The sequence below is a fragment of the Bacillus sp. SCT118 genome, from assembly GCF_058566435.1.
The window spans coordinates 2835198-2855906 of sequence record NZ_CP191225.1 but is presented as its reverse complement, the minus strand read 5'-3'; the positions used below and the strand labels follow the sequence as shown (position 1 = coordinate 2855906).

Sequence of the window (20709 nt, the reverse complement as noted above, 5' to 3'; positions counted from 1 at the left end):
CAAGATGACTAAAAAAAGAGTAGTTGTTACAGGACTTGGAGCATTATCTCCACTTGGCAACGACGTCGATACAAGTTGGAATAACGCAATCAACGGTGTGTCCGGAATCGGTCCGATCACTCGTGTTGACGCTGAAGAATATCCGGCAAAAGTTGCCGCTGAATTAAAAGATTTTAATGTTGAAGATTATATGGATAAAAAAGAAGCCAGAAAAATGGACCGCTTTACACAATATGCGGTTGTGGCTGCGAAAATGGCGGTTGAAGATGCAGATCTTAACATTACCGATGAAATCGCGCCGAGAGTCGGTGTTTGGGTAGGCTCCGGTATCGGAGGACTTGAAACACTAGAGTCTCAATTTGAAATCTTCTTAACAAAAGGCCCAAGGCGGGTAAGCCCGTTTTTCGTGCCAATGATGATTCCTGACATGGCGACAGGCCAGATTTCTATTGCATTAGGAGCAAAAGGGGTGAACTCTTGTACGGTTACAGCATGTGCTACAGGAACGAACTCCATCGGTGACGCGTTTAAGGTTATTCAGCGTGGTGATGCAGACGTGATGGTCACAGGCGGAACAGAAGCGCCGCTGACAAGAATGTCATTCGCCGGCTTTAGTGCCAACAAAGCGCTGTCTACTAATCCAGATCCGAAAACAGCGAGTCGCCCGTTTGATAAAAACCGTGATGGCTTTGTCATGGGGGAAGGTGCAGGGATTATCGTTCTTGAAGAACTTGAGCATGCCCTGGCCCGCGGCGCTAAAATTTACGGAGAAATTGTCGGCTACGGCTCAACCGGAGACGCTTATCATATCACAGCACCGGCCCAAGACGGTGAAGGCGGAGCGAGAGCGATGCAAGAAGCCATTAAAGATGCAGGCATTGCACCTGAGGAAATTGATTACATCAATGCTCACGGGACAAGCACGTATTACAACGACAAATACGAAACAATGGCGATTAAGACCGTTTTCGGTGAGCATGCGCATAAACTTGCGGTAAGCTCTACAAAATCGATGACAGGCCACCTCTTAGGAGCAGCCGGCGGTATTGAAGCCATTTTCTCTATCCTGGCCATTAAAGAAGGCGTGATTCCGCCGACAATCAATATTCAAACACCTGACGAAGAATGTGATTTGGATTATGTGCCTGATGAAGCCCGCAGACAGGAACTTAATTATGTTCTCAGCAACTCATTAGGATTCGGCGGACACAACGCAACATTAATCTTTAAGAAATATCAATCATAATCAAGCCAAACCGGCTGCCCTTAAAGGGTAGCCGGTTTTTTTTGTGTGCATAGGATTAAAAGAGGAGGCGATCACATGAGTGTAGAACAAACATATAGCTGGCTCAGGAAGGCTGATTCAATAGATGATTTGGCGCATTACATTATCCCGCTTTTTTCAGGTGCGGAGAAAAAGAACTGGAAGGGCATTCTGGGACACCTTCAGCATCATGGGATGTTTAAAAACATAAAAGAGGGTATTCAGACTGTTTCCAAGCTGAAGGAAAAAGGTTTTTACGGACATATCCAAAAGGAAGAACAGTACCTCAAAAACAAATGGCAAGGTCCTGATGTACCAATTGTCACGCTGCCGGTTGATGAACGAAACAGGAGAATCCGTTTAGAATTCGGATCAAAATCAGGACTCGCCTTTCAAGACAAAATGTTCCTTTTTCTTTCGTCAGATTTAGATTTTGGGTCGGTATCTGCCCTTATGACGCATGAGTATCATCACGTTTGCCGGTTAGGTCATCTGACAAAAGAGGAAAAGGATGTCACATTACTTGATACAATCATCATGGAAGGGCTGGCGGAATATGCTGTTTATGAGAGGTTTGGCCGAAGTCAAACGGCTGAATGGACGACTTGGTATACACCGGAACAGCTTCAGTCTTTATATGAAAAAAAGATTGCGCCCCATCGGGATATCAAACGGGATAATCGATTATTTCCCCAGCTGTTATTCGGCAAAGGATATCAGCCGAAAATGCTTGGATACGCAGTTGGATTCAATATTGTAAAAAAATATTTAACCGCCAGCAAGGCAAGCGCCGCAGACGGACTGTCCATTCCTGCTGAAACCTTTTTGGATGCAATGCTTTAAAAGGATAAAATAATGGAATTTCATTAATAATATTACATTTATCCTAAAAAATTCTTGATTTTGCAAAATGATTGTAATAATATACAACTATAAAATTTTTCGATAATTCAATATTATTTATTATTTCTGAATAAGGGGATTGCTTTCTCTTGAAAACGTTTGACGACAAGAGGGGGGGAAAGGGGAGCTAGCATGAGCACACTTTTAGAAGTGAATAATTTAAAGACTTATTTTTTCAGGAAAAAGGAGCCGATCCCTGCGGTTGACGGAGTCGATTTTCACATCAGCAAAGGCGAAACCGTCGCGCTTGTAGGTGAATCGGGCTCCGGAAAAAGCATTACTTCTTTATCAATTATGGGCCTCGTCCAAAGCTCAGGCGGAAAAATCATGGACGGCTCTATTAAACTCGAAGACAAAGACCTCACCTCATTCACTGAAAACGATTATTGCAAAATCCGCGGTAACGAAGTATCCATGATCTTTCAGGAACCAATGACCTCCCTTAATCCGGTGTTAACAATCGGAGAACAAATTACCGAAGTGCTGATTTACCATAAAAACATGAAGAAAAAAGAAGCCCATCAACGAGCTGTTGAACTCTTGCAGATGGTCGGTTTCTCCCGGGCGGAGCAAATTATGAAGGAGTACCCGCATCGGCTGTCCGGCGGTATGAGACAGAGGGTGATGATTGCCATCGCACTGAGCTGTAATCCTAAACTGCTCATTGCCGATGAACCAACGACAGCGCTGGATGTGACAATACAAGCCCAGGTGCTGGAGCTCATGAAAGATCTCTGTCAGAAGTTCAATACATCGATTCTTCTCATCACACACGACTTAGGTGTCGTGTCTGAGGCTGCCGATAGAGTAATTGTCATGTACTGCGGACAAGTCGTAGAAAACGCTACCGTTGATGACTTATTTTTAGAACCGCTTCATCCGTATACAGAAGGCCTGCTTACGTCAATTCCTGTTATAGATGGAGAGATTGATAAATTAAATGCGATTAAAGGCAGTGTGCCTACACCGGATAATCTGCCGCCGGGGTGCCGTTTTGCCCCAAGGTGCCCGAAAGCTATGGATAAGTGCTGGACAAATCAGCCTTCGCTTTTGACACACAAAAGCGGAAGAACGGTGAGATGCTTTTTATATGAGGAAGAGGGTGCCGAACAATCATGACAGCAGCTAATCAAGAAACAATCTTAGAGCTTCGTGACGTAAAAAAATACTTTCCGATCCGGTCAGGCCTTTTTCAAAGAAAAGTCGGTGATGTAAAAGCGGTGGATGGTGTTTCATTTTCGTTAAAAAAAGGAGAAACACTCGGAATCGTTGGAGAGTCGGGCTGCGGAAAATCGACTGCCGGCAGAACGATGATCAGACTGTACAAACCGACAGAGGGCCAAATTCTTTTTAAAGGGCAGGATATTTCCAATCTGTCAGAGGAGAAGCTGCGGAAGAGTGTCCGCAAAAATATTCAAATGGTTTTCCAAGATCCATTTGCTTCGTTAAACCCGAGAAAGACCCTGCGTTCCATCATAAAGGAGCCGTTTAATACGCACAACATGTATACCATACGTGAACGAAACGAAAAAGTTGAAGAGCTGCTTGCAAGAGTAGGGCTTCACCCGTCGTTTGCCAGCCGTTATCCCCATGAGTTTTCAGGCGGCCAGCGTCAGCGGATCGGCATTGCCAGAGCACTCACTTTGAATCCAGAGCTGATCATTGCAGATGAGCCGGTTTCCGCACTTGATGTATCCATTCAGGCCCAAGTGATTAACTTGATGGAGGAATTACAGGAAGAATTTAATCTTACGTATCTATTTATCTCTCATGATCTGAGTGTCGTCCGCCATATCAGCGACAGAGTCGGAGTAATGTATCTTGGCAAAATGATGGAACTAACCGGCAAGCATGAGCTTTATGACAACCCGCTTCACCCATATACCCAAGCGCTTTTATCCTCCGTTCCGGTTACAAGAAAAAGAGGATCTGTCAAACGTGAACGCATTGTCCTGAAGGGAGAACTGCCAAGTCCGGCCAACCCGCCAAAAGGCTGCGTATTCCACACAAGATGTCCTGTTGCAAAACCGATATGCAAGGAACAAATACCAGAATTTAAAGAAGCTGCTCCCAGCCACTTTGTGGCTTGTCACCTTTATAGCTAATGTTGCCCGCACAGCTTTGAGAGGGGGTATGCACACTACATAAACAACAGCTGAGAAGAACGAACATTTCAAGAGGGGGAATATCTAATGAAAAGACGGAAAACCGCACTGATGATGCTAAGTGTATTGATGGTTCTGGCCATTTTTTTATCAGCCTGCTCGGGATCAAAATCAAGCAACAGCAGCGAGAAAAAATCCACAGGCAAACCGCAGCAAGGCGGGGATTTGGTTGTTGGTTCAACTGGGGAGCCAACGTTGTTTAATCCACTCTATTCTACAGACGTTTCCAGTTCAGATATTGAAGGGATGATCTATAGTACATTATTAGAAACGGATGAAAAACTAAATGTGAAACCTGCTTTAGCTGAGAAAGTAACGGAATCCAAAGATGGCCTGACTTATGATGTCAAAATTAGAAAAGGTGTAAAATTCCATGATGGAAAAGAACTTACAGCCGATGACGTTGTTTTCACTTATAGCATCCCTTTAAACAAGGACTATAATGGTGAACGGGGTTCTGGTTTTGAATCACTAAAATCTGTTACAAAAAAAGGTGATTATGAAGTTGAATTTAAATTAAAGAAAAAGGATGCGTATTTTTACAATGTTGTTTTAGACAGTTACGGTATTCTGCCTAAACACATTTTAGGGAAAGTGCCAGTTGCAGATTTAGGAGAAAATGAATTTAACAGGAAGAATCCAATTGGTTCGGGTCCATTCAAGTTTGTTGAATGGAAGAAGGGCGATTATGTAAAACTTGAAGCAAATGATGACTATTATGGCGGAAGACCGTATTTAGATACAGTGACAGTTAAGACGATTCCTGATTCTAATGCAGCTGTTGCTCAATTAAAAGCTGGAGATATTGACTTCTTTGTTGTACCAGGCACAGACTTTGAGACAGTTAAAACATTTGATAATGTGCAAGTTAAATCAGATCTTGGTTTGAACTACAGCTATATTGGATGGAATGAAAAAAACGAATTATTTAAAGACAAAAAAGTCCGCCAAGCTCTTACGTATGCACTTGATCGAAAAGCAATGGTAGATCAGGTGTTAAACGGTGATGGTAAAGTTGCAAATGTTCCTGAAAGTCCGCTTTCTTGGAACTATCCAAAAGGTGATGTACCTACATTTGATTACAATCCTAAAAAGGCTAAAAAGCTCTTGGAAGAAGCAGGATGGAAAGATACAGATGGAGACGGTTACCTTGATAAGGACGGAAAGAAATTTTCATTTACCATTAAAACTAACCAGGGTAATAAGATTCGGGAGGATTTAGCAGTTGTTGTTCAGCAGCAACTTAAAGAAGTAGGAATTGAAGCAAAACCGCAAATTGTAGAATTTAGTGCTCTTATTGAACAAACAAGCGCACCGAATTGGGATTATGATGCACTACTGCTCGGTTGGAGCTTGGCTACATTCCCAGATCAATTTTCGATTTTCCACTCCAGTCAATCTAAGAACGGATTAAACAACATATGGTATAAGAATCCCAAAGTCGATAAACTTTTAGAAGAAGCTAAGTCTATTACAGATAGAAAAGAATATCAGAAAAAATATGAAGAAATCTATAAATTGATTGCTGAGGATCAGCCTTATTCATTCCTGTTTTATTACAATTATCATAGGGCAATCCCGACAAACATGAATGGATATGTATTCCATCCGAAAAATGATCTATATCATATTGAAAAATGGTGGCTTGAACAATAATAATTAAATCCCTAGAGAGGGGAGGATCAAGCAAGCATCCTTTCCTCTTTATCCTATTTTAGAAAAGGGGACAAGAATATGGTTACATATATTGTTCGTCGAACATTAATGTCTCTGCCAATTCTTTTGGGCATTACAATTTTATCATTTGCGATAATGAAAGCGGCGCCAGGTGACCCGATGTCACTTATGATGGATCCGACAATCAGCCAAGCTGACAGAGCGAAATTTATTGAAAAGTACGGGCTCAATGATCCAGAACCTGTTCAATACTTAAAATGGCTAGGAAATATGCTCCAAGGCGACTTTGGGACATCTATTGTAAAAAAGGGGACACCAGTTTCCGATCTAATCCTTTCACGTTTACCGAATACTCTGGTGCTTATGGTTTTTTCAACTCTTGTTGCTCTTCTGATTTCAATTCCCTTCGGTGTTCTTTCTGCAAAACGCCCTTATTCTAAGCTTGACTATGGTATAACTGTCACGTCATTTTTAGGGCTGGCAATACCAAATTTCTGGTTCGGATTAATTCTTATAATGGTTCTTTCCGTAAATCTCGGCTGGTTTCCTACGGGGGGTGTCAGCACTTTAAACGCTGACTTTAGCATTATTGACAGGCTCCATCATTTAATTTTACCTGCGTTTGTTTTAGCAACTGCTGATATGGCAGGTATTACTCGTTATACTCGATCTAGTATGCTCGATGTATTAAAACAGGATTATATTAGAACAGCTCGTGCAAAAGGTTTTAAGGAAAATAAAGTTATTTTCAAACATGGATTGAGAAATGGCCTTCTGCCTGTTATTACAATTTTCGGATTGATGATCCCTTCATTTATTGGCGGTGCTGTAGTAGTTGAACAGATTTTTACTTGGCCGGGATTAGGGAAGTTATTTATTGATTCGGCATTCTCTCGAGATTATCCGGTTATTATGGCCATGACTGTAATTTCTGCTGTTTTGGTTGTACTGGGGAACTTGATTGCAGATATTTTGTATGCATTAGTTGATCCGAGAATTGAATATTAAAAGGGGGAGACACATATGGCACATCCAAACACTGCGGCTCCCTCTAATGAGGTAAAGCTAAAAGAAAATATTAGAAAAAAACCAGAAACAATGACTAGGATCTTTTTTGAGAAATTTTTCAAAAATAAGCTTGCTGTTGTTGGGGGTATCATATTAACAGTTATTATTTTAATGGCAGTCTTTGCCCCTTTTATTGCGCCTTACTCACCTGAGAGTCAATCACTTTTAAACAAACTGAAGCCGCCAAGCCCTAAAAATCTAATGGGAACGGATAAATTTGGGCGAGATATATTTACAAGGGTGTTATATGGAGCTCGTGTGTCTTTATTAGTCGGTTTTGCTTCAGTAATTGGTGCGATTACTATAGGTACGGTTGTTGGAGCTGTAGCAGGGTACTTTAAAGGAATAGTAGATGCTGTATTAATGAGGGCTGTCGACGTAGTCTTATCTATTCCTGATATTTTTCTGCTTATTACCTTGGTTACAATTTTTCAACCCGGAATGGATAAGTTAATTTTGATTTTTTCTTTGACGGGTTGGACTACAACAGCGAGACTAGTCAGAGGTGAGTTTTTATCTCTAAGGTCAAGGGAATTTGTATTGGCTGCTAAAACAATAGGCACAAAAAATCACAAAATTATTTTTTCGCATATATTACCGAATTGTATTGGACCAATTATTGTCTCCGCTACTCTAAAAGTAGGCAGTGTCATTCTAGCTGAATCAACGCTAAGCTATTTGGGTTTCGGTATCCAGCCGCCAATCGCTAGCTGGGGAAACATGCTTCAGGATGCTCAAAACTTTACATTAATGATTCAAGCATGGTGGTACCCGTTATTTCCCGGGCTATTTATTTTAATGACCGTTTTATGCTTCAACTTTGTCGGTGATGGCCTGCGGGATGCGCTTGACCCGAAAAATATTAAATAAAAATGAATATCATATCTGTTATAAAATATCACCAAATCAGAAAAAAAGCAGGTCTCCTTTTGTCAGAAAATATACAAAGAGATCTGCTTTTTGTGATTCTTACATAAAACTAGTGATTCCAGATTTCCTCAATCTCTTTGGAATAATTTCTCTATCCCTTGCCTATACTGTGGACAACAGTTTTTATAAAAGTGAGGGGTTAGAGATGTTATTTCTTCATGATGTGTGGGTCAATTGGTTTGAAGGGGAAGAAAATGGCTACAATGTATGCCACTTTCACGAATGGCGCAAGGAAGATACGGTTGAGCTTTTGGATCAGGTGCCGCTGCTAAGGGTGCCGTCAGTACTGTTTCATTACATAGAAAACGATTTGTCAGAGCTTCCGAAAGGTTTGCTTGAAGACGTACATCAGAAATCGTACATTCGGAAAAATCATGAGCGGACAAAGCTTGAGTATTGTTTTGTCGTAACAGACGGAATCGGCATTTTAGCTGTCGACACGATCGGCTACACGATCCCTGTCAGAAAAAGCCGTCTGATCCCAAGACAGGAGCAGCTCGTTTATGAAATGGTGAAAGATGTAGAGCCTGAAACATATGAATTTGAGCCAAAGAAGCTGGAATCCTCCAAGGAATATCACATATTATCATTAGCACCAGAACATGTCAGAGGACTGACTAGAAAAGAACGGCAAATCAAGCAGCTGATGTTTATGGCGCTTGACCAATTAAAAGGGCTGAAAAACCGGGCTGAAATCGGCTACTGGTACACAGAGTGGAATCCGCATATGTATGAACAAATCAAAAGGATGAGCTTTGAAGAGATTTGGGACATGCTGTATAACGAAACAATTGAAGGCTGGTCGGACAAGCACCTAGCTTTTTGCGAAAACCTAATAAAAGGTCAGCCTTTTTTCGAAAAGCTTTGGGAAATGGAAAACGAATCAAAGGTAAACTGAAAAAAACCGCTCTTTGCAAAGAGCGGTTTTTTGATTAGCGTCTTTTTCTTCCAAGACCCATGGCATTCTCCATTTTTTTCAGCATTTTGTTTGCTGTCCGGTTCGCTCGTTCCGCGCCTTCATCAAGAATCCGGTCTAATTCTTCAGATTCTATCAGCTCATAATAGCGGTCCTGGATCGGTTTTAATGCGTTCACCACGACTTCTGCCAAATCACCTTTAAACTCGCCGTAGCCTTTTCCTTCGTACTTTGCTTCAAGCTCTTCAATTGTCGTATTGCCGAGGATTGAATAAATCGTAAGAAGGTTGGAAACGCCCGGTTTGTTTTCTTTATCAAATTTCACAATGCCTTCAGAATCTGTCACAGCGCTTTTGATTTTCTTTTCAAGAAGCTTCGGTTCATCCAGCAGGGTAATATAAGCTTTCTGATTCGGATCAGATTTGCTCATTTTCTTCAGCGGATCATTCAGAGACATGATACGTGCACCGACTTTTGGAATTTTCACTTCCGGAATCGTAAAGATGTCGTTGTATTTTTTGTTGAATCGTTCTGCAAGATTCCGCGTCAGCTCAAGGTGCTGCTTTTGATCCTCGCCGACAGGTACAAGATCCGTTCCGTACAGCAGAATATCAGCGGCCATCAGCGGCGGATATGTTAACAGGCCGGAGACGACAGCTTCATTGCCTTTGGATTTGTCCTTAAATTGAGTCATCCGCTCAAGCTCGCCGATATATGCGACACACTGCATCATCCATCCGGCCTGCGCATGCGCGGGGACCTCTGATTGAATAAACAATGTTGCTTTTTCTGGATCAAGTCCGACAGCTAAGTAAAGCGCTGCGAGATTGCGGATATTCTTTCTAAGCTCAAGCCGGTCTTGAGGAACAGTTATCGCATGCTGGTCCACGATGCAAAAATAGCTGTTATAATCATGCTGCAGTTCGACAAACTGCTTCATTGCACCGATATAGTTGCCGAGCGTCACTGAGCCGCTTGGCTGAATGCCTGAAAAAATCGTTTGTTTCATGAAAACATCAACCTCATTTCTTAAAACATAATAAAAAAGGCTCATTCATCCCCTGTAAAAAAGGGACGAATGAACCGTGGTACCACCCTGATTATTCCATTAAAATGGAATCACTCTGACGTTTGTAACGGAGACTGCTCCGGCTGAGCCTACTTTTTTCCAGTTCGGTCAGCTGCTCCAAAGTCCATTCCACATTGCCCGTTATCTGCTCCCAGCACCGCAGACTCTCTTCAAACAGGTGAAATGTGTACTACTCTTTTTCATAGCAAGCTTTTCTTTTGATTGCTTCATTATAAATCAATTATAACCAATTGTCATCATGAAAAAACATTCTTTTTTCCAGTAAAATTGTAATAATATAAATAACACGCGTGTTGTAAAATCCTTAAATGATAACTGCTATCAGCGGAAAAACAGGCAGATATTATATGTAAAAAGCAATATGGGCAGAAAACACATGAAAAAGTTTTTAATCAATTTATGCTTTAAATGGTAGAAGGATATTATGTTCATGGAAGAAAAACTAACGAAGTTTAAATATTTTAAATTGATAAAATAATATTGCAATAAATTATTTGTTTCATTATAATGAACTTGTTCACTCTATTGTTACAGCTTTTTTACAAAAATAATCAGAAAAGACGGAACAGAATAAAAGTTGTGGAAACTCAGGTTCATTTGTCTGATATTTCTGAGGATTTAGCCGTAAGGAGCTGAAAATTATTATTAGGGGGTTTGCGAATATGAAAAAACGTTGGTCGATTGTCACGTTGATGCTCATTTTCACTCTCGTGCTGAGCGCGTGCGGCTTTGGCGGCAGCGGATCAAATGGTGAAGGGAAAAAGGACAGTAAAGGAAAGACGACACTTAACATTAATATTAAAACTGAGCCGTTCTCCTTACATCCGGGATTGGCAAATGATTCAGTATCAGGCGGTGTCATCCGTCAGACTTTTGAAGGATTGACACGTATCAATGCAGATGGTGAGCCTGAAGAAGGCATGGCTTCTAAAATTGAAACGAGCAAGGACGGAAAGACATATACATTTACCATTCGTGATGGTGTGAAATGGTCTAATGGAGACCCTGTAACAGCACAAGATTTTGAATATGCTTGGAAATGGGCGCTTGATCCTAATAACGAATCACAATACGCTTACCAGCTCTACTACATAAAAGGTGCTGAAGCGGCGAATACCGGCAAAGGCAGCCTAGATGATGTGGCAGTAAAAGCTGTGAATGACAAAACGCTGAAGGTTGAATTAAATAACCCGACTCCATATTTCACTGAATTAACTGCGTTCTATACGTATATGCCGATCAACAAGAAAATTGCAGAGAAAAATAAAAAGTGGAATACAAATGCCGGGGATGATTATGTATCAAACGGACCGTTCAAAATGACGGCATGGAAACACAGCGGTTCTATTACTCTCGAAAAAAATGACCAGTATTGGGATAAAGACAAAGTCAAACTGAAGAAAATCGATATGGTTATGATCAACAATAACAATACGGAACTGAAAAAATTCCAAGCTGGCGAACTTGATTGGGCCGGTATGCCGCTCGGACAGCTTCCAACAGAATCCCTGCCGACCCTGAAAAAAGACGGTTCTTTACATGTTGAGCCGATTGCAGGTGTGTATTGGTACAAATTCAACACTGAAGCTAAGCCATTAGACAACGTAAATATCCGTAAAGCTTTAACATATTCGCTTGACCGTCAGTCGATTGTTAAAAACGTTACGCAAGGAGAGCAAATCCCGGCAATGGCTGCAGTGCCGCCTACAATGAAGGGATTTGAGGATAACAAAGAAGGATACTTCAAAGACAATGATGTCAAAACAGCAAAAGAATACCTTGATAAAGGCCTGAAAGAAATGGGCTTAAGCAAGGCATCTGATTTGCCAAAAATCAAATTGTCTTACAACACTGATGACGCACACGCGAAAATCGCTCAAGCAGTACAAGAAATGTGGAAGAAAAATTTAGGCGTTGATGTTGAGCTTGATAACTCAGAGTGGAATGTCTATATTGATAAGCTCCACAGCCAAGATTATCAAATCGGCCGTATGGGCTGGCTCGGCGACTTCAATGATCCTATCAACTTCCTTGAATTGTTCCGTGACAAAAACGGAGGAAATAACGATACAGGCTGGGAAAATCCAGAATTCAAAAAGCTTCTGAATCAGTCACAAACTGAAACAGATAAAACAAAACGTGCAGAGCTGCTGAAAAAAGCAGAAGGTATTTTCATTGATGAAATGCCGGTTGCCCCAATCTATTTCTATACTGATACTTGGGTACAGGATGAAAACCTAAAAGGTGTTATCATGCCAGGTACTGGTGAGGTTTATTTCAGAAACGCATATTTTAAATAAGGCTACGTCTGAAAATAAAAGACCTCAAGGTATATGGGGAGAAAAGCCCCATATACCTTTCTTACTGATGGAGTATAAAAATGTAAAAACCATGGAGGTGTTCCCCCTTGCTAAAATATATCGGAAGACGCTTAGTCTATATGATTATCACACTATTTGTGATTGTAACTGTGACATTCTTCTTAATGCAAGCAGCACCGGGCGGGCCATTTTCAGGTGAGAAAAAGCTTCCGCCTGAAATTGAAGCAAATTTAAATGCGCATTATGGCTTGGACAAGCCGTTGTTTGTACAATACGTCAGTTATTTGAAATCAGTTGCAATGTGGGATTTCGGACCGTCATTTAAATATAAAGGTCAGAGTGTTAACGACCTGATCAGTTCAGGTTTCCCCGTTTCATTTACTCTTGGAGCAGAAGCTATTCTCCTCGCTTTAGCGTTAGGTGTATTGTTTGGGGTCATTGCAGCCCTTTACCATAATAAGTGGCAGGATTATACCGTCGCGATTTTAACGATATTTGGTATTTCGGTTCCGAGCTTTATCATGGCGGCTGTTCTGCAATATGTGTTCTCCATGAAGCTTGGGCTGTTTCCGGTCGCGGGGTGGGATTCCTGGGCATACACCTTTTTGCCTTCAATCGCACTTGCTTCCATGCCGATGGCGTTTATTGCCAGACTTTCCCGTTCAAGCATGATCGAAGTGTTAAACAGTGATTATATCCGCACAGCGAAAGCGAAAGGGCTGTCTCGTCCAGCGGTTACAGTGCGGCACGCCATTCGAAACGCGCTTTTGCCGGTTGTTACATATATGGGCCCGATGGCCGCACAGGTCTTAACGGGGAGCTTCATTATTGAAACCATTTTTGGGATCCCGGGGCTTGGTGCACACTTCGTCAACAGTATTACAAACCGTGATTATACGGTCATTATGGGTGTAACGGTGTTCTTCAGTGTCATCTTGCTATTGTGTGTATTAATCGTAGATGTGTTATACGGCATTATTGATCCAAGAATCAAGCTTTCCAAAGCAAAGAAAGGAGCCTAGGCCATGCAGAACATTCCAAAAAACATGTTTGAACCAGCCGCAGCGAATGCCGGCGATGCAGAAAAAATAAGTAAAAAGAGCCTTTCCCTCTGGAAAGATGCGATGCTTCGCTTCCGCAGCAATAAGCTTGCAATGGTCGGGCTTATCATTATCGTACTTATTATCCTTATGGCAATTTTTGCGCCGATGTTCTCAAGGTATGATTATTCAACTACTAATCTCTTAAATGCGGATAAGCCGCCTTCAAAAGATCACTGGTTCGGAACAGATGATCTTGGACGGGACATTTTCGTCCGTACATGGGTAGGGGCGCGAATCTCAATCTTTATCGGTGTTGCAGCTGCTGTTCTTGATTTGCTGATCGGCGTCATTTGGGGGAGCATTTCAGGCTTCCGCGGAGGCAGAACGGATGAAATCATGATGCGTATCGCTGATATCCTTTGGGCAGTTCCTTCATTATTAATGGTTATCTTACTGATGGTTGTTCTTCCGAAAGGTCTATTTACGATTATTATTGCCATGACGATTACAGGCTGGATTAATATGGCCAGAATCGTGCGCGGACAAGTGCTGCAGCTGAAGAATCAGGAGTATGTGCTTGCTTCACAGACACTGGGTGCAAAAACATCCCGTCTTCTGTTTAAACATATCGTGCCAAACGCAATGGGTTCTATTTTGGTCACGATGACACTGACAGTTCCTACTGCGATTTTCACAGAAGCCTTTTTAAGCTATTTGGGACTTGGTGTTCCGGCTCCGCTGGCAAGCTGGGGAACGATGGCTTCTGACGGATTGCCTGCATTGACCTATTATCCGTGGCGTTTATTCTTCCCTGCCGGATTTATCTGCATTACAATGTTTGGCTTTAACGTTGTCGGCGACGGATTAAGAGACGCATTGGATCCTAAGTTACGTAAATAAGGGAGTGATACGGGTGACACGCCTATTAGAAGTAAAAGATTTAGCAATTTCATTTAAAACATATGGCGGAGAGGTCCAGGCAATCCGCGGAGTGAATTTCCATCTGGATAAAGGAGAGACGCTGGCCATTGTTGGAGAATCAGGTTCCGGAAAAAGTGTAACCTCTCAAGCGATTATGAAGCTGATTCCAATGCCTCCGGGTTATTTCAAACGCGGTGAGATCCTGTTTGAAGGAAAGGATCTAGTGCCGCTGTCCGAAAAAGAAATGCAAAATGTCCGGGGAAAAGAGATCGGCATGATATTCCAAGATCCGATGACCTCTTTAAATCCAACGATGAAGGTCGGTAAACAAATTACGGAAGTGCTTTTTAAACACGAGAAGATCTCGAAGGAAGCGGCTAAAAAACGCGCGGTTGAACTGCTGGAATTAGTCGGTATCCCAATGCCGGAAAAGCGGGTGAACCAATTTCCGCATGAATTTTCAGGCGGGATGAGACAGCGGGTTGTCATTGCCATGGCGCTTGCAGCGAATCCGAAGCTTCTGATCGCCGATGAGCCGACAACTGCTCTTGATGTAACGATTCAAGCGCAAATTTTGGAATTAATGAAGGATTTGCAAAAGAAAATTGACACGTCCATCATCTTTATCACACACGATCTTGGTGTTGTGGCTAACGTTGCTGACCGGGTCGCTGTCATGTACGCGGGACAGATTGTAGAAACCGGTACGGTAGACGAAATTTTCTACGATCCGAGACATCCATACACTTGGGGGCTTCTTGCATCCATGCCGACACTGGAAAGTTCAGGAGAGGAAGAGCTGACTGCAATTCCGGGCACGCCGCCTGATTTGACAAACCCGCCAAAAGGAGATGCTTTTGCCCTGCGGAGCTCTTATGCGATGAAAATCGATTTTGAACAGGAGCCGCCAATGTTTAAGGTATCCGATACTCATTATGTAAAATCGTGGCTGCTTCATCCTGATGCGCCAAAGGTAGAGCCGCCTGAAGCGGTAAAAGCGAAAATGCGTAAACTGGCAAATACGTATGAAAAACCTGTCTTAGTGAGAGAAGGTGAATGAATTGACTGAAAAATTATTAGAAATCAAACATTTAAAACAGCACTTTGTCACGCCGAGGGGCACGGTTAAGGCTGTAGATGATTTATCATTTGATATCTATAAAGGTGAAACATTAGGGCTGGTTGGTGAATCTGGCTGCGGTAAATCGACAACAGGCCGAAGCATTATCCGGCTGTACGAAGCAACCGATGGTGAGGTGCTGTTTAACGGTGAAAATGTGCACGGGAGAAAATCGCGGAAAAAGCTGCTGGAATTCAACCGCAAAATGCAGATGATTTTCCAAGACCCCTATGCATCCCTGAATCCGAGAATGACAGTTGCTGATATTATTGCTGAAGGCCTTGATATTCATAAGCTGGCGAAAACGAAAAAAGAGCGGATGCAGAGGGTTCATGAACTATTGGAAACAGTTGGTTTAAACAAGGAACACGCGAACCGCTATCCGCATGAATTTTCCGGCGGCCAGCGCCAAAGAATCGGGATTGCCAGAGCGCTTGCTGTTGATCCGGAATTCATTATCGCGGATGAGCCGATTTCCGCTTTGGATGTATCCATTCAAGCGCAGGTCGTGAATTTAATGAAAGAACTGCAAAAAGAAAAAGGGCTCACATACCTGTTTATTGCCCACGATTTATCGATGGTCAAATACATTAGTGACCGCATTGGAGTCATGTATTTCGGGAAACTGGTTGAGCTTGCGCCGGCAGATGAGCTGTATGAGAATCCGCTTCACCCATATACAAAATCATTGCTTTCTGCGATTCCGCTTCCAGATCCGGACTATGAGAGAAATCGCGTCCGCCAGAAATATGATCCGTCCGTCCATCAATTAAAGGATGGGGAAACGATGGAATTCCGTGAAGTCAAACCGGGACATTTTGTGATGTGCACGGAAGCCGAATTTAAAGCTTTTTCATGATTCATCAATCCTTCAAGAGAATCTCTTGAAGGATTTTTTTGCGTCTTCATAGAAAGTGAGAATGATATCATTTACAATTAGAGGAAAAAGCGGAGGCGAAATACGATTCAATTTCTGCATAACAAAAATGTTTTTGCGCTATTGCTGTCTCAATCTTTTCAATCTTTAGCAGGAGTCCTCGTCACAATCGTTTTAATGGTCCGGGTCTATCAAATGACTGACTCCGTTTTTTTGGCGGGCCTTATTTTATCGTTCATGTCGTTTGCGAGTATAGCAGCAAGCTTTTGCGTCTCGCCGGTGCTTCGCATTCTCGGTTTTAAAAAGGTGCTTGCGGGAGCGAATCTGCTGAGAGCGGTCTTTACAATACTGATGGCATACAGCGTCACTCATCACGGACAGGCATTCTTTTGGATTACGCTGCTGTTTGTGTTTTGTTTTTCCTTCGCGGGCGCTTTTTTTCAGCCAGCAAGATTTGCGCTGCTGCCGATTATTGTTCCAAAGAAGCAATATGTAAAAGCGAATGGTGTGATCTCCCTCTCGAATCAATTGTTCTTAACAGCAGGCTGGGGCCTTGGAGGCCTTCTGACGTACGCCGTCCCTTTTGAACTCGTTGTCGGCACTGCCATTTGCCTGTTTGTTCTATCGGGTGCTTCCATCAGTGTGCTGCATGTAAATGAAGAAGAGGCTGTAGGAACTGCTGAAACAGCATCTGCCAGAAGTATATGGAAGGATTTAATGATCATCCCTATTGTAAGAGACATTACTGTAATGGACATGATAGAAGCTTTGGCGGGTTCCGTATGGTCATCTGCTATTCTCCTCGCATTTACTGCGGCTGTTTTGCATGAAACAGAGGTGTGGTGGGGGATGTTTAACGCTTCCTATTTTATAGGCGCAATTGTCGGCAGTGTGATTGCCATTCGTTTTTCTTCTTTTTTTGAGCGGAATATGGGCTATGCCATTATGTTCAGCTCGCTTGTAATGTCGGCGCTGACCCTTTTGTTTTCATTTTCTCCAGTCCCATTCTTATGCGCTCTGGCTTGTGCTGCAATGGGGCCTTTTTATCAGGTGCGTGATATTTGCCAGGAAACCATGCTGCAGGAGGTTATTCCCGAGCAGAAACGAATCGGAATCATGGCTGCAAAAAATGCGATTTTGACTCCTTGGTCAGGCGTCACCTACTCCATTATGGGGCTAGTGGCTGATGCTGCTGGTGCGAAAATAGCTTTTATCGCGGCTGCTGCATTATATATCATGACATTTCTGATTGCACTGGCGCAGCCCCGCCTGGTTCATTACAGGCGGGAAAATCGAGTTCAATGAGAAACAATTCAAAATGAACGGAGCAGCTGGCTCCGTTTTTGCTGAAAAAAAATGAAACCATGGCGGAAGTTCGCACGTCTTTATAGATGTAAGGCTGTTTAAACAAGAAGAAATGGGGTATATCTAAAAGTATGACGACAACGAACTCATAAGGAGCAAATCAATGAACTGGTATGAAAAGCTTAGCGAGTACTTTCCAATTGAAGAAATGAAATCAAAAGCGCATATGGAAGCTCTTCTGAAAGAGCGAAGCGATATTTATCATAAAGATGAAGGCAAACATCATATTTTAATGTTTGCGGAATTCGATTCTTTTATCTTCGTTGATTATCTGTATGTGTCTAAGGATGCAAGAGGGCAGGGGCTTGGCGGCAAATTGATCGCGAAGCTGAAAAAGAAAAATAAGCCCATATTGCTCGAGGTGGAACCTGTGGATGAAGATGATACTGATACAGAAAAACGCCTGAGGTTTTATCAAAGAGAGCATTTCAAGCATGCTCAGTCAATTGGGTACCGGCGCCGGTCATTGGCTACGAATGAAGTAAACAAGATGGAGATTCTGTACTGGTCACCAAAAACAGAATCAGAAGAAGAAATTCTTGAAGCCATGAAACAGACATATGAAAACATTCATACTTATAAAGACGAGAAATGGTACGGGGAATCGTACGAAAAAACGGATGAAGTCCTGAAACTCATTGAAGAAAAACAAAAAAATATTTTCGATCAGTTAAGCTAATTGAGAATTAGAACATATCATGAACATTAAAAATTTGCTGGATTGACACATTTTTTTCTTAGGATACTGTTCACACTTACTTTTTTATAGTATAATACCTGTAAAGATTCCTTTTTTAGAGTAATTTCAATTTAAGAATAAAATAGATGTTCATCCTACTAATTAGAGGAGTGAAGATGAATGGTTACACTATACACATCACCAAGCTGTACTTCATGCAGAAAGGCGAGAGCGTGGCTCGAGGAGCACGATATTCCATTTGTAGAAAGAAACATTTTCTCTGAACCTTTATCAATTGATGAAATAAAACAAATTCTTCGAATGACTGAGGATGGAACAGATGAAATCATCTCAACCCGTTCAAAAGTATTCCAAAAACTGAATGTGAACGTTGAATCTATGCCGCTGCAAGATTTGTACCGCTTGATCAACGAGCACCCAGGTTTGCTTCGCCGTCCGATCATCATTGACGAAAAACGTTTGCAGGTCGGATATAACGAAGACGAAATCAGACGTTTCCTGCCTAGAAAAGTTCGCTCTTTCCAATTAAGAGAAGCACAGCGTTTGGCAAACTAATAGATCGTATCATCAAAAGAAGGCTGAGTGATCAGCCTTCTTTTATTTTTCAACCTGCTGGTAATAAATGCTCGCAAGGATGACAAACGCAACCGTCAAAATGGGGAGGAGCGTTTCGACTGTGCCGTGCTGCGCCATAAAAAGAGACAGCTTTTTGTCTCTGACAATCATTTCTCCGCCAGTATAAGCAAGCAGCCCGCTTCCCGCGTAAATCAGAAGCGGTATTTTCTCTAGTGCAATATGGATGAGTTTGCTGCCCCAAATAATAACCGGAACCGATACACACAAACCTATAACAACGAGAGAAAACTCACCGTGTGATGCTCCCGCAACTGCGATGACGTTGTCCAGCGACATAAAGAGATCTGCAAGCACAATCGTTCGTATCGCTCTCCACAGGGAAGTGGTGCTTTTAATGTGCTTCGTGTCTTTTTTTTCAATCAGCAGCTGATATCCTAAATACAGCAGGAAAATTCCGCCGGCGCACTGCAAGAACGGAATGTTCAAAAGATATACAGCTGCACTTGTTAATCCTATTCTCATGGCAACGGCAATAAATGTTCCGAGAATAATGGCCTGCTGTCTTTGCTTGTCCGGCAAATGTCTGCTGGCCATGGCAATGACAACCGCATTATCTCCGCCGAGGATCAGGTCAATCCCAACAATGACAAGCAGAGAAATCAGATAGTCATGTTCCATGAAGCGGCACCTCGCTTTCAGTCCTTCGCTTGTACTACTACTATATGAGACAGGTCATATTTTATGATATCAGCCGCCTGATCTGCCGTTTTTTAGGCAAAGGTGCATTTTTATTTCTTTTGTGACTGTTTTATCATAAAATAGAAATACAAAGGAATTCACGCTGGCCTTGGTTAAGGTTAAGATGTGGACGGAATGGGTAAAGTGTAGTAAAGTACAATTAATCGGGAGCTTAGATGTCCCTTCAACATCTTATATAGAAGGGAAGGTTGGCAAATGGAAATTGAAAGAATTAACGAGCATACAGTAAAATTTTATATGTCTTACGGAGATATTGAAGATCGCGGTTTTGACAGAGAAGAAATTTGGTATAACCGTGAGCGCAGTGAAGAACTTTTCTGGGAAGTCATGGATGAAGTTCATGAAGAAGAGGAATTCGCTGTGGAAGGCCCACTTTGGATTCAAGTTCAGGCACTGGACAAAGGATTAGAAATCATCGTCACAAAAGCCCAGCTTTCCAAAGACGGACAAAAGCTCGAACTGCCGATTCCTGAGGATAAAAAGCAAGAACCAGCATCTGAGGATCTTGACGCCTTGCTGGATGATTTCCAGAAAGAAGAGCAAGCTGTCAATCAGGAAGAGAAGGAGCAAAAGCTTCAATTTGTCTTGCGATTTGGCGATTTTGAGGATGTTATTTCTCTATCTAATTTGAACGTTAACGGAAGCAAAACGACTTTATATTCGTTTGAGAACCGATATTATTTATATGTAGATTTTTGCAATATGACTGATGAAGAGGTTGAAAATCAGCTAAGCATCCTGCTGGAGTACGCAACTGAATCCTCAATCAGCATACACCGTCTTGAAGAGTACGGCAAGCTGATTATTTCAGAGCATGCTCTAGAAACGATAAAAAAACACTTTGCATCATAAAAACCGATTTCCTTCCGGAAATCGGTTTTTTTTTTATGCACGAAAATGCCATTTTAGAGATGTGAAAAATCAAAAACATATAGGCAAGCAGAAATACAGCGAACAGGAGTTGATCATCTTTTCCAGAAAGTATACTTCATCTGGAAAGGAGAGATGACAATT

At 42.1% G+C, this 20709-nt stretch carries 20 protein-coding genes, 1 pseudogene and 1 other annotated feature; of the genes and pseudogenes, 18 read left to right on the top strand and 3 right to left on the bottom strand.

Annotated elements, in window-relative coordinates; genetic code table 11:
* Window positions 1-4: 4 nt before the first annotated feature.
* From fabF to ACQVGT_RS14580, 8 genes are all read left to right on the top strand, one after another.
* Window positions 5-1246, top strand: coding sequence for a beta-ketoacyl-ACP synthase II (gene fabF, locus ACQVGT_RS14615; protein ID WP_003244890.1), 1242 nt, complete (start codon window positions 5-7; stop codon window positions 1244-1246).
* Between the two features lie 75 nt (window positions 1247-1321).
* A complete protein-coding gene (locus ACQVGT_RS14610) occupies window positions 1322-2107 on the top strand; it encodes a DUF2268 domain-containing putative Zn-dependent protease (RefSeq protein WP_015383343.1) in 786 nt (261 codons plus the stop codon).
* A 192-nt stretch (window positions 2108-2299) separates the two neighbouring features.
* Window positions 2300-3286, top strand: coding sequence for an oligopeptide ABC transporter ATP-binding protein AppD (appD, locus tag ACQVGT_RS14605; protein WP_015383344.1), 987 nt, complete (start codon window positions 2300-2302; stop codon window positions 3284-3286).
* Window positions 3283-4272: an oligopeptide ABC transporter ATP-binding protein AppF gene (appF, locus tag ACQVGT_RS14600; RefSeq protein ID WP_015383345.1), complete on the top strand. Its 990-nt coding sequence runs from the start codon at window positions 3283-3285 to the stop codon at window positions 4270-4272. Before appD ends, appF begins: the two co-directional genes overlap by 4 nt.
* Before the next feature lie 87 nt (window positions 4273-4359).
* The gene (locus ACQVGT_RS14595) at window positions 4360-5988 is read left to right on the top strand and encodes a peptide-binding protein (protein WP_015383346.1); all 1629 of its coding nucleotides are present in this window, start codon (window positions 4360-4362) and stop codon (window positions 5986-5988) included.
* A gap of 78 nt (window positions 5989-6066) precedes the next feature.
* Window positions 6067-7017 carry an ABC transporter permease gene (locus ACQVGT_RS14590; protein ID WP_041056500.1) on the top strand — a complete coding sequence of 317 codons (951 nt, stop codon included), beginning with the start codon at window positions 6067-6069 and terminating at the stop codon, window positions 7015-7017.
* A gap of 15 nt (window positions 7018-7032) precedes the next feature.
* Window positions 7033-7947 carry an oligopeptide ABC transporter permease gene (opp4C, locus tag ACQVGT_RS14585; protein WP_015383348.1) on the top strand — a complete coding sequence of 305 codons (915 nt, stop codon included), beginning with the start codon at window positions 7033-7035 and terminating at the stop codon, window positions 7945-7947.
* A 205-nt stretch (window positions 7948-8152) separates the two neighbouring features.
* On the top strand, window positions 8153-8905 hold the full coding sequence (locus ACQVGT_RS14580) for a YjbA family protein (protein WP_003239298.1): 753 nt from the start codon (window positions 8153-8155) through the stop codon (window positions 8903-8905).
* A gap of 34 nt (window positions 8906-8939) precedes the next feature.
* Here ACQVGT_RS14580 and trpS read toward each other — a convergent pair whose 3' ends face one another.
* The gene (gene trpS, locus ACQVGT_RS14575) at window positions 8940-9932 is read right to left on the bottom strand and encodes a tryptophan--tRNA ligase (RefSeq protein WP_015483084.1); all 993 of its coding nucleotides are present in this window, start codon (window positions 9930-9932) and stop codon (window positions 8940-8942) included.
* Between the two features lie 58 nt (window positions 9933-9990).
* Window positions 9991-10205: a binding site (T-box leader), on the bottom strand.
* 470 nt (window positions 10206-10675) lie between these two features.
* On the opposite strand from trpS, the gene oppA reads away from it, so the two are divergent.
* From oppA to spx, 8 genes are all read left to right on the top strand, one after another.
* Entirely contained in the window at window positions 10676-12313 is a 1638-nt protein-coding gene (oppA, locus tag ACQVGT_RS14570) for an oligopeptide ABC transporter substrate-binding protein OppA (RefSeq protein WP_015252360.1), read from the top strand.
* 107 nt (window positions 12314-12420) lie between these two features.
* Window positions 12421-13356: an oligopeptide ABC transporter permease OppB gene (gene oppB / locus ACQVGT_RS14565; protein ID WP_003245554.1), complete on the top strand. Its 936-nt coding sequence runs from the start codon at window positions 12421-12423 to the stop codon at window positions 13354-13356.
* 3 nt (window positions 13357-13359) lie between these two features.
* Window positions 13360-14277: an oligopeptide ABC transporter permease OppC gene (gene oppC / locus ACQVGT_RS14560; protein ID WP_003232954.1), complete on the top strand. Its 918-nt coding sequence runs from the start codon at window positions 13360-13362 to the stop codon at window positions 14275-14277.
* Window positions 14278-14281: 4 nt separating this feature from the next.
* Window positions 14282-15358 carry an oligopeptide ABC transporter ATP-binding protein OppD gene (oppD, locus tag ACQVGT_RS14555; RefSeq protein ID WP_077670618.1) on the top strand — a complete coding sequence of 359 codons (1077 nt, stop codon included), beginning with the start codon at window positions 14282-14284 and terminating at the stop codon, window positions 15356-15358.
* 1 nt (window position 15359) lies between these two features.
* The gene (gene oppF / locus ACQVGT_RS14550) at window positions 15360-16277 is read left to right on the top strand and encodes an oligopeptide ABC transporter ATP-binding protein OppF (RefSeq protein WP_003245567.1); all 918 of its coding nucleotides are present in this window, start codon (window positions 15360-15362) and stop codon (window positions 16275-16277) included.
* Window positions 16278-16382: 105 nt separating this feature from the next.
* On the top strand, window positions 16383-17600 hold the full coding sequence (locus tag ACQVGT_RS14545) for an MFS transporter (protein ID WP_080030656.1): 1218 nt from the start codon (window positions 16383-16385) through the stop codon (window positions 17598-17600).
* 163 nt (window positions 17601-17763) lie between these two features.
* On the top strand, window positions 17764-18339 hold the full coding sequence (locus ACQVGT_RS14540) for a GNAT family N-acetyltransferase (RefSeq protein ID WP_015383352.1): 576 nt from the start codon (window positions 17764-17766) through the stop codon (window positions 18337-18339).
* 180 nt (window positions 18340-18519) lie between these two features.
* Entirely contained in the window at window positions 18520-18915 is a 396-nt protein-coding gene (gene spx / locus ACQVGT_RS14535; protein ID WP_014476435.1) for a transcriptional regulator Spx, read from the top strand.
* 42 nt (window positions 18916-18957) lie between these two features.
* Here the strand turns inward: spx and ACQVGT_RS14530 are convergent, their stop codons facing one another.
* Window positions 18958-19614, bottom strand: coding sequence for a TerC family protein (locus ACQVGT_RS14530; RefSeq protein ID WP_015483086.1), 657 nt, complete (start codon window positions 19612-19614; stop codon window positions 18958-18960).
* Window positions 19615-19783: 169 nt separating this feature from the next.
* Here ACQVGT_RS14530 and ACQVGT_RS14525 point away from each other — a divergent pair, with 169 nt between their 5' ends.
* Both ACQVGT_RS14525 and mecA read left to right on the top strand, forming a co-directional pair.
* Complete coding sequence (locus ACQVGT_RS14525) at window positions 19784-19924, top strand: hypothetical protein (protein ID WP_119122854.1); 141 nt, start codon at window positions 19784-19786, stop codon at window positions 19922-19924.
* Complete coding sequence (mecA, locus tag ACQVGT_RS14520) at window positions 19891-20547, top strand: adaptor protein MecA (protein ID WP_015383354.1); 657 nt, start codon at window positions 19891-19893, stop codon at window positions 20545-20547. Before ACQVGT_RS14525 ends, mecA begins: the two co-directional genes overlap by 34 nt.
* Before the next feature lie 2 nt (window positions 20548-20549).
* Here mecA and ACQVGT_RS14515 read toward each other — a convergent pair.
* A pseudogene (locus tag ACQVGT_RS14515) lies at window positions 20550-20664 on the bottom strand (hypothetical protein); the annotation flags it as partial.
* Between the last annotated feature and the right edge of the window lie 45 nt (window positions 20665-20709).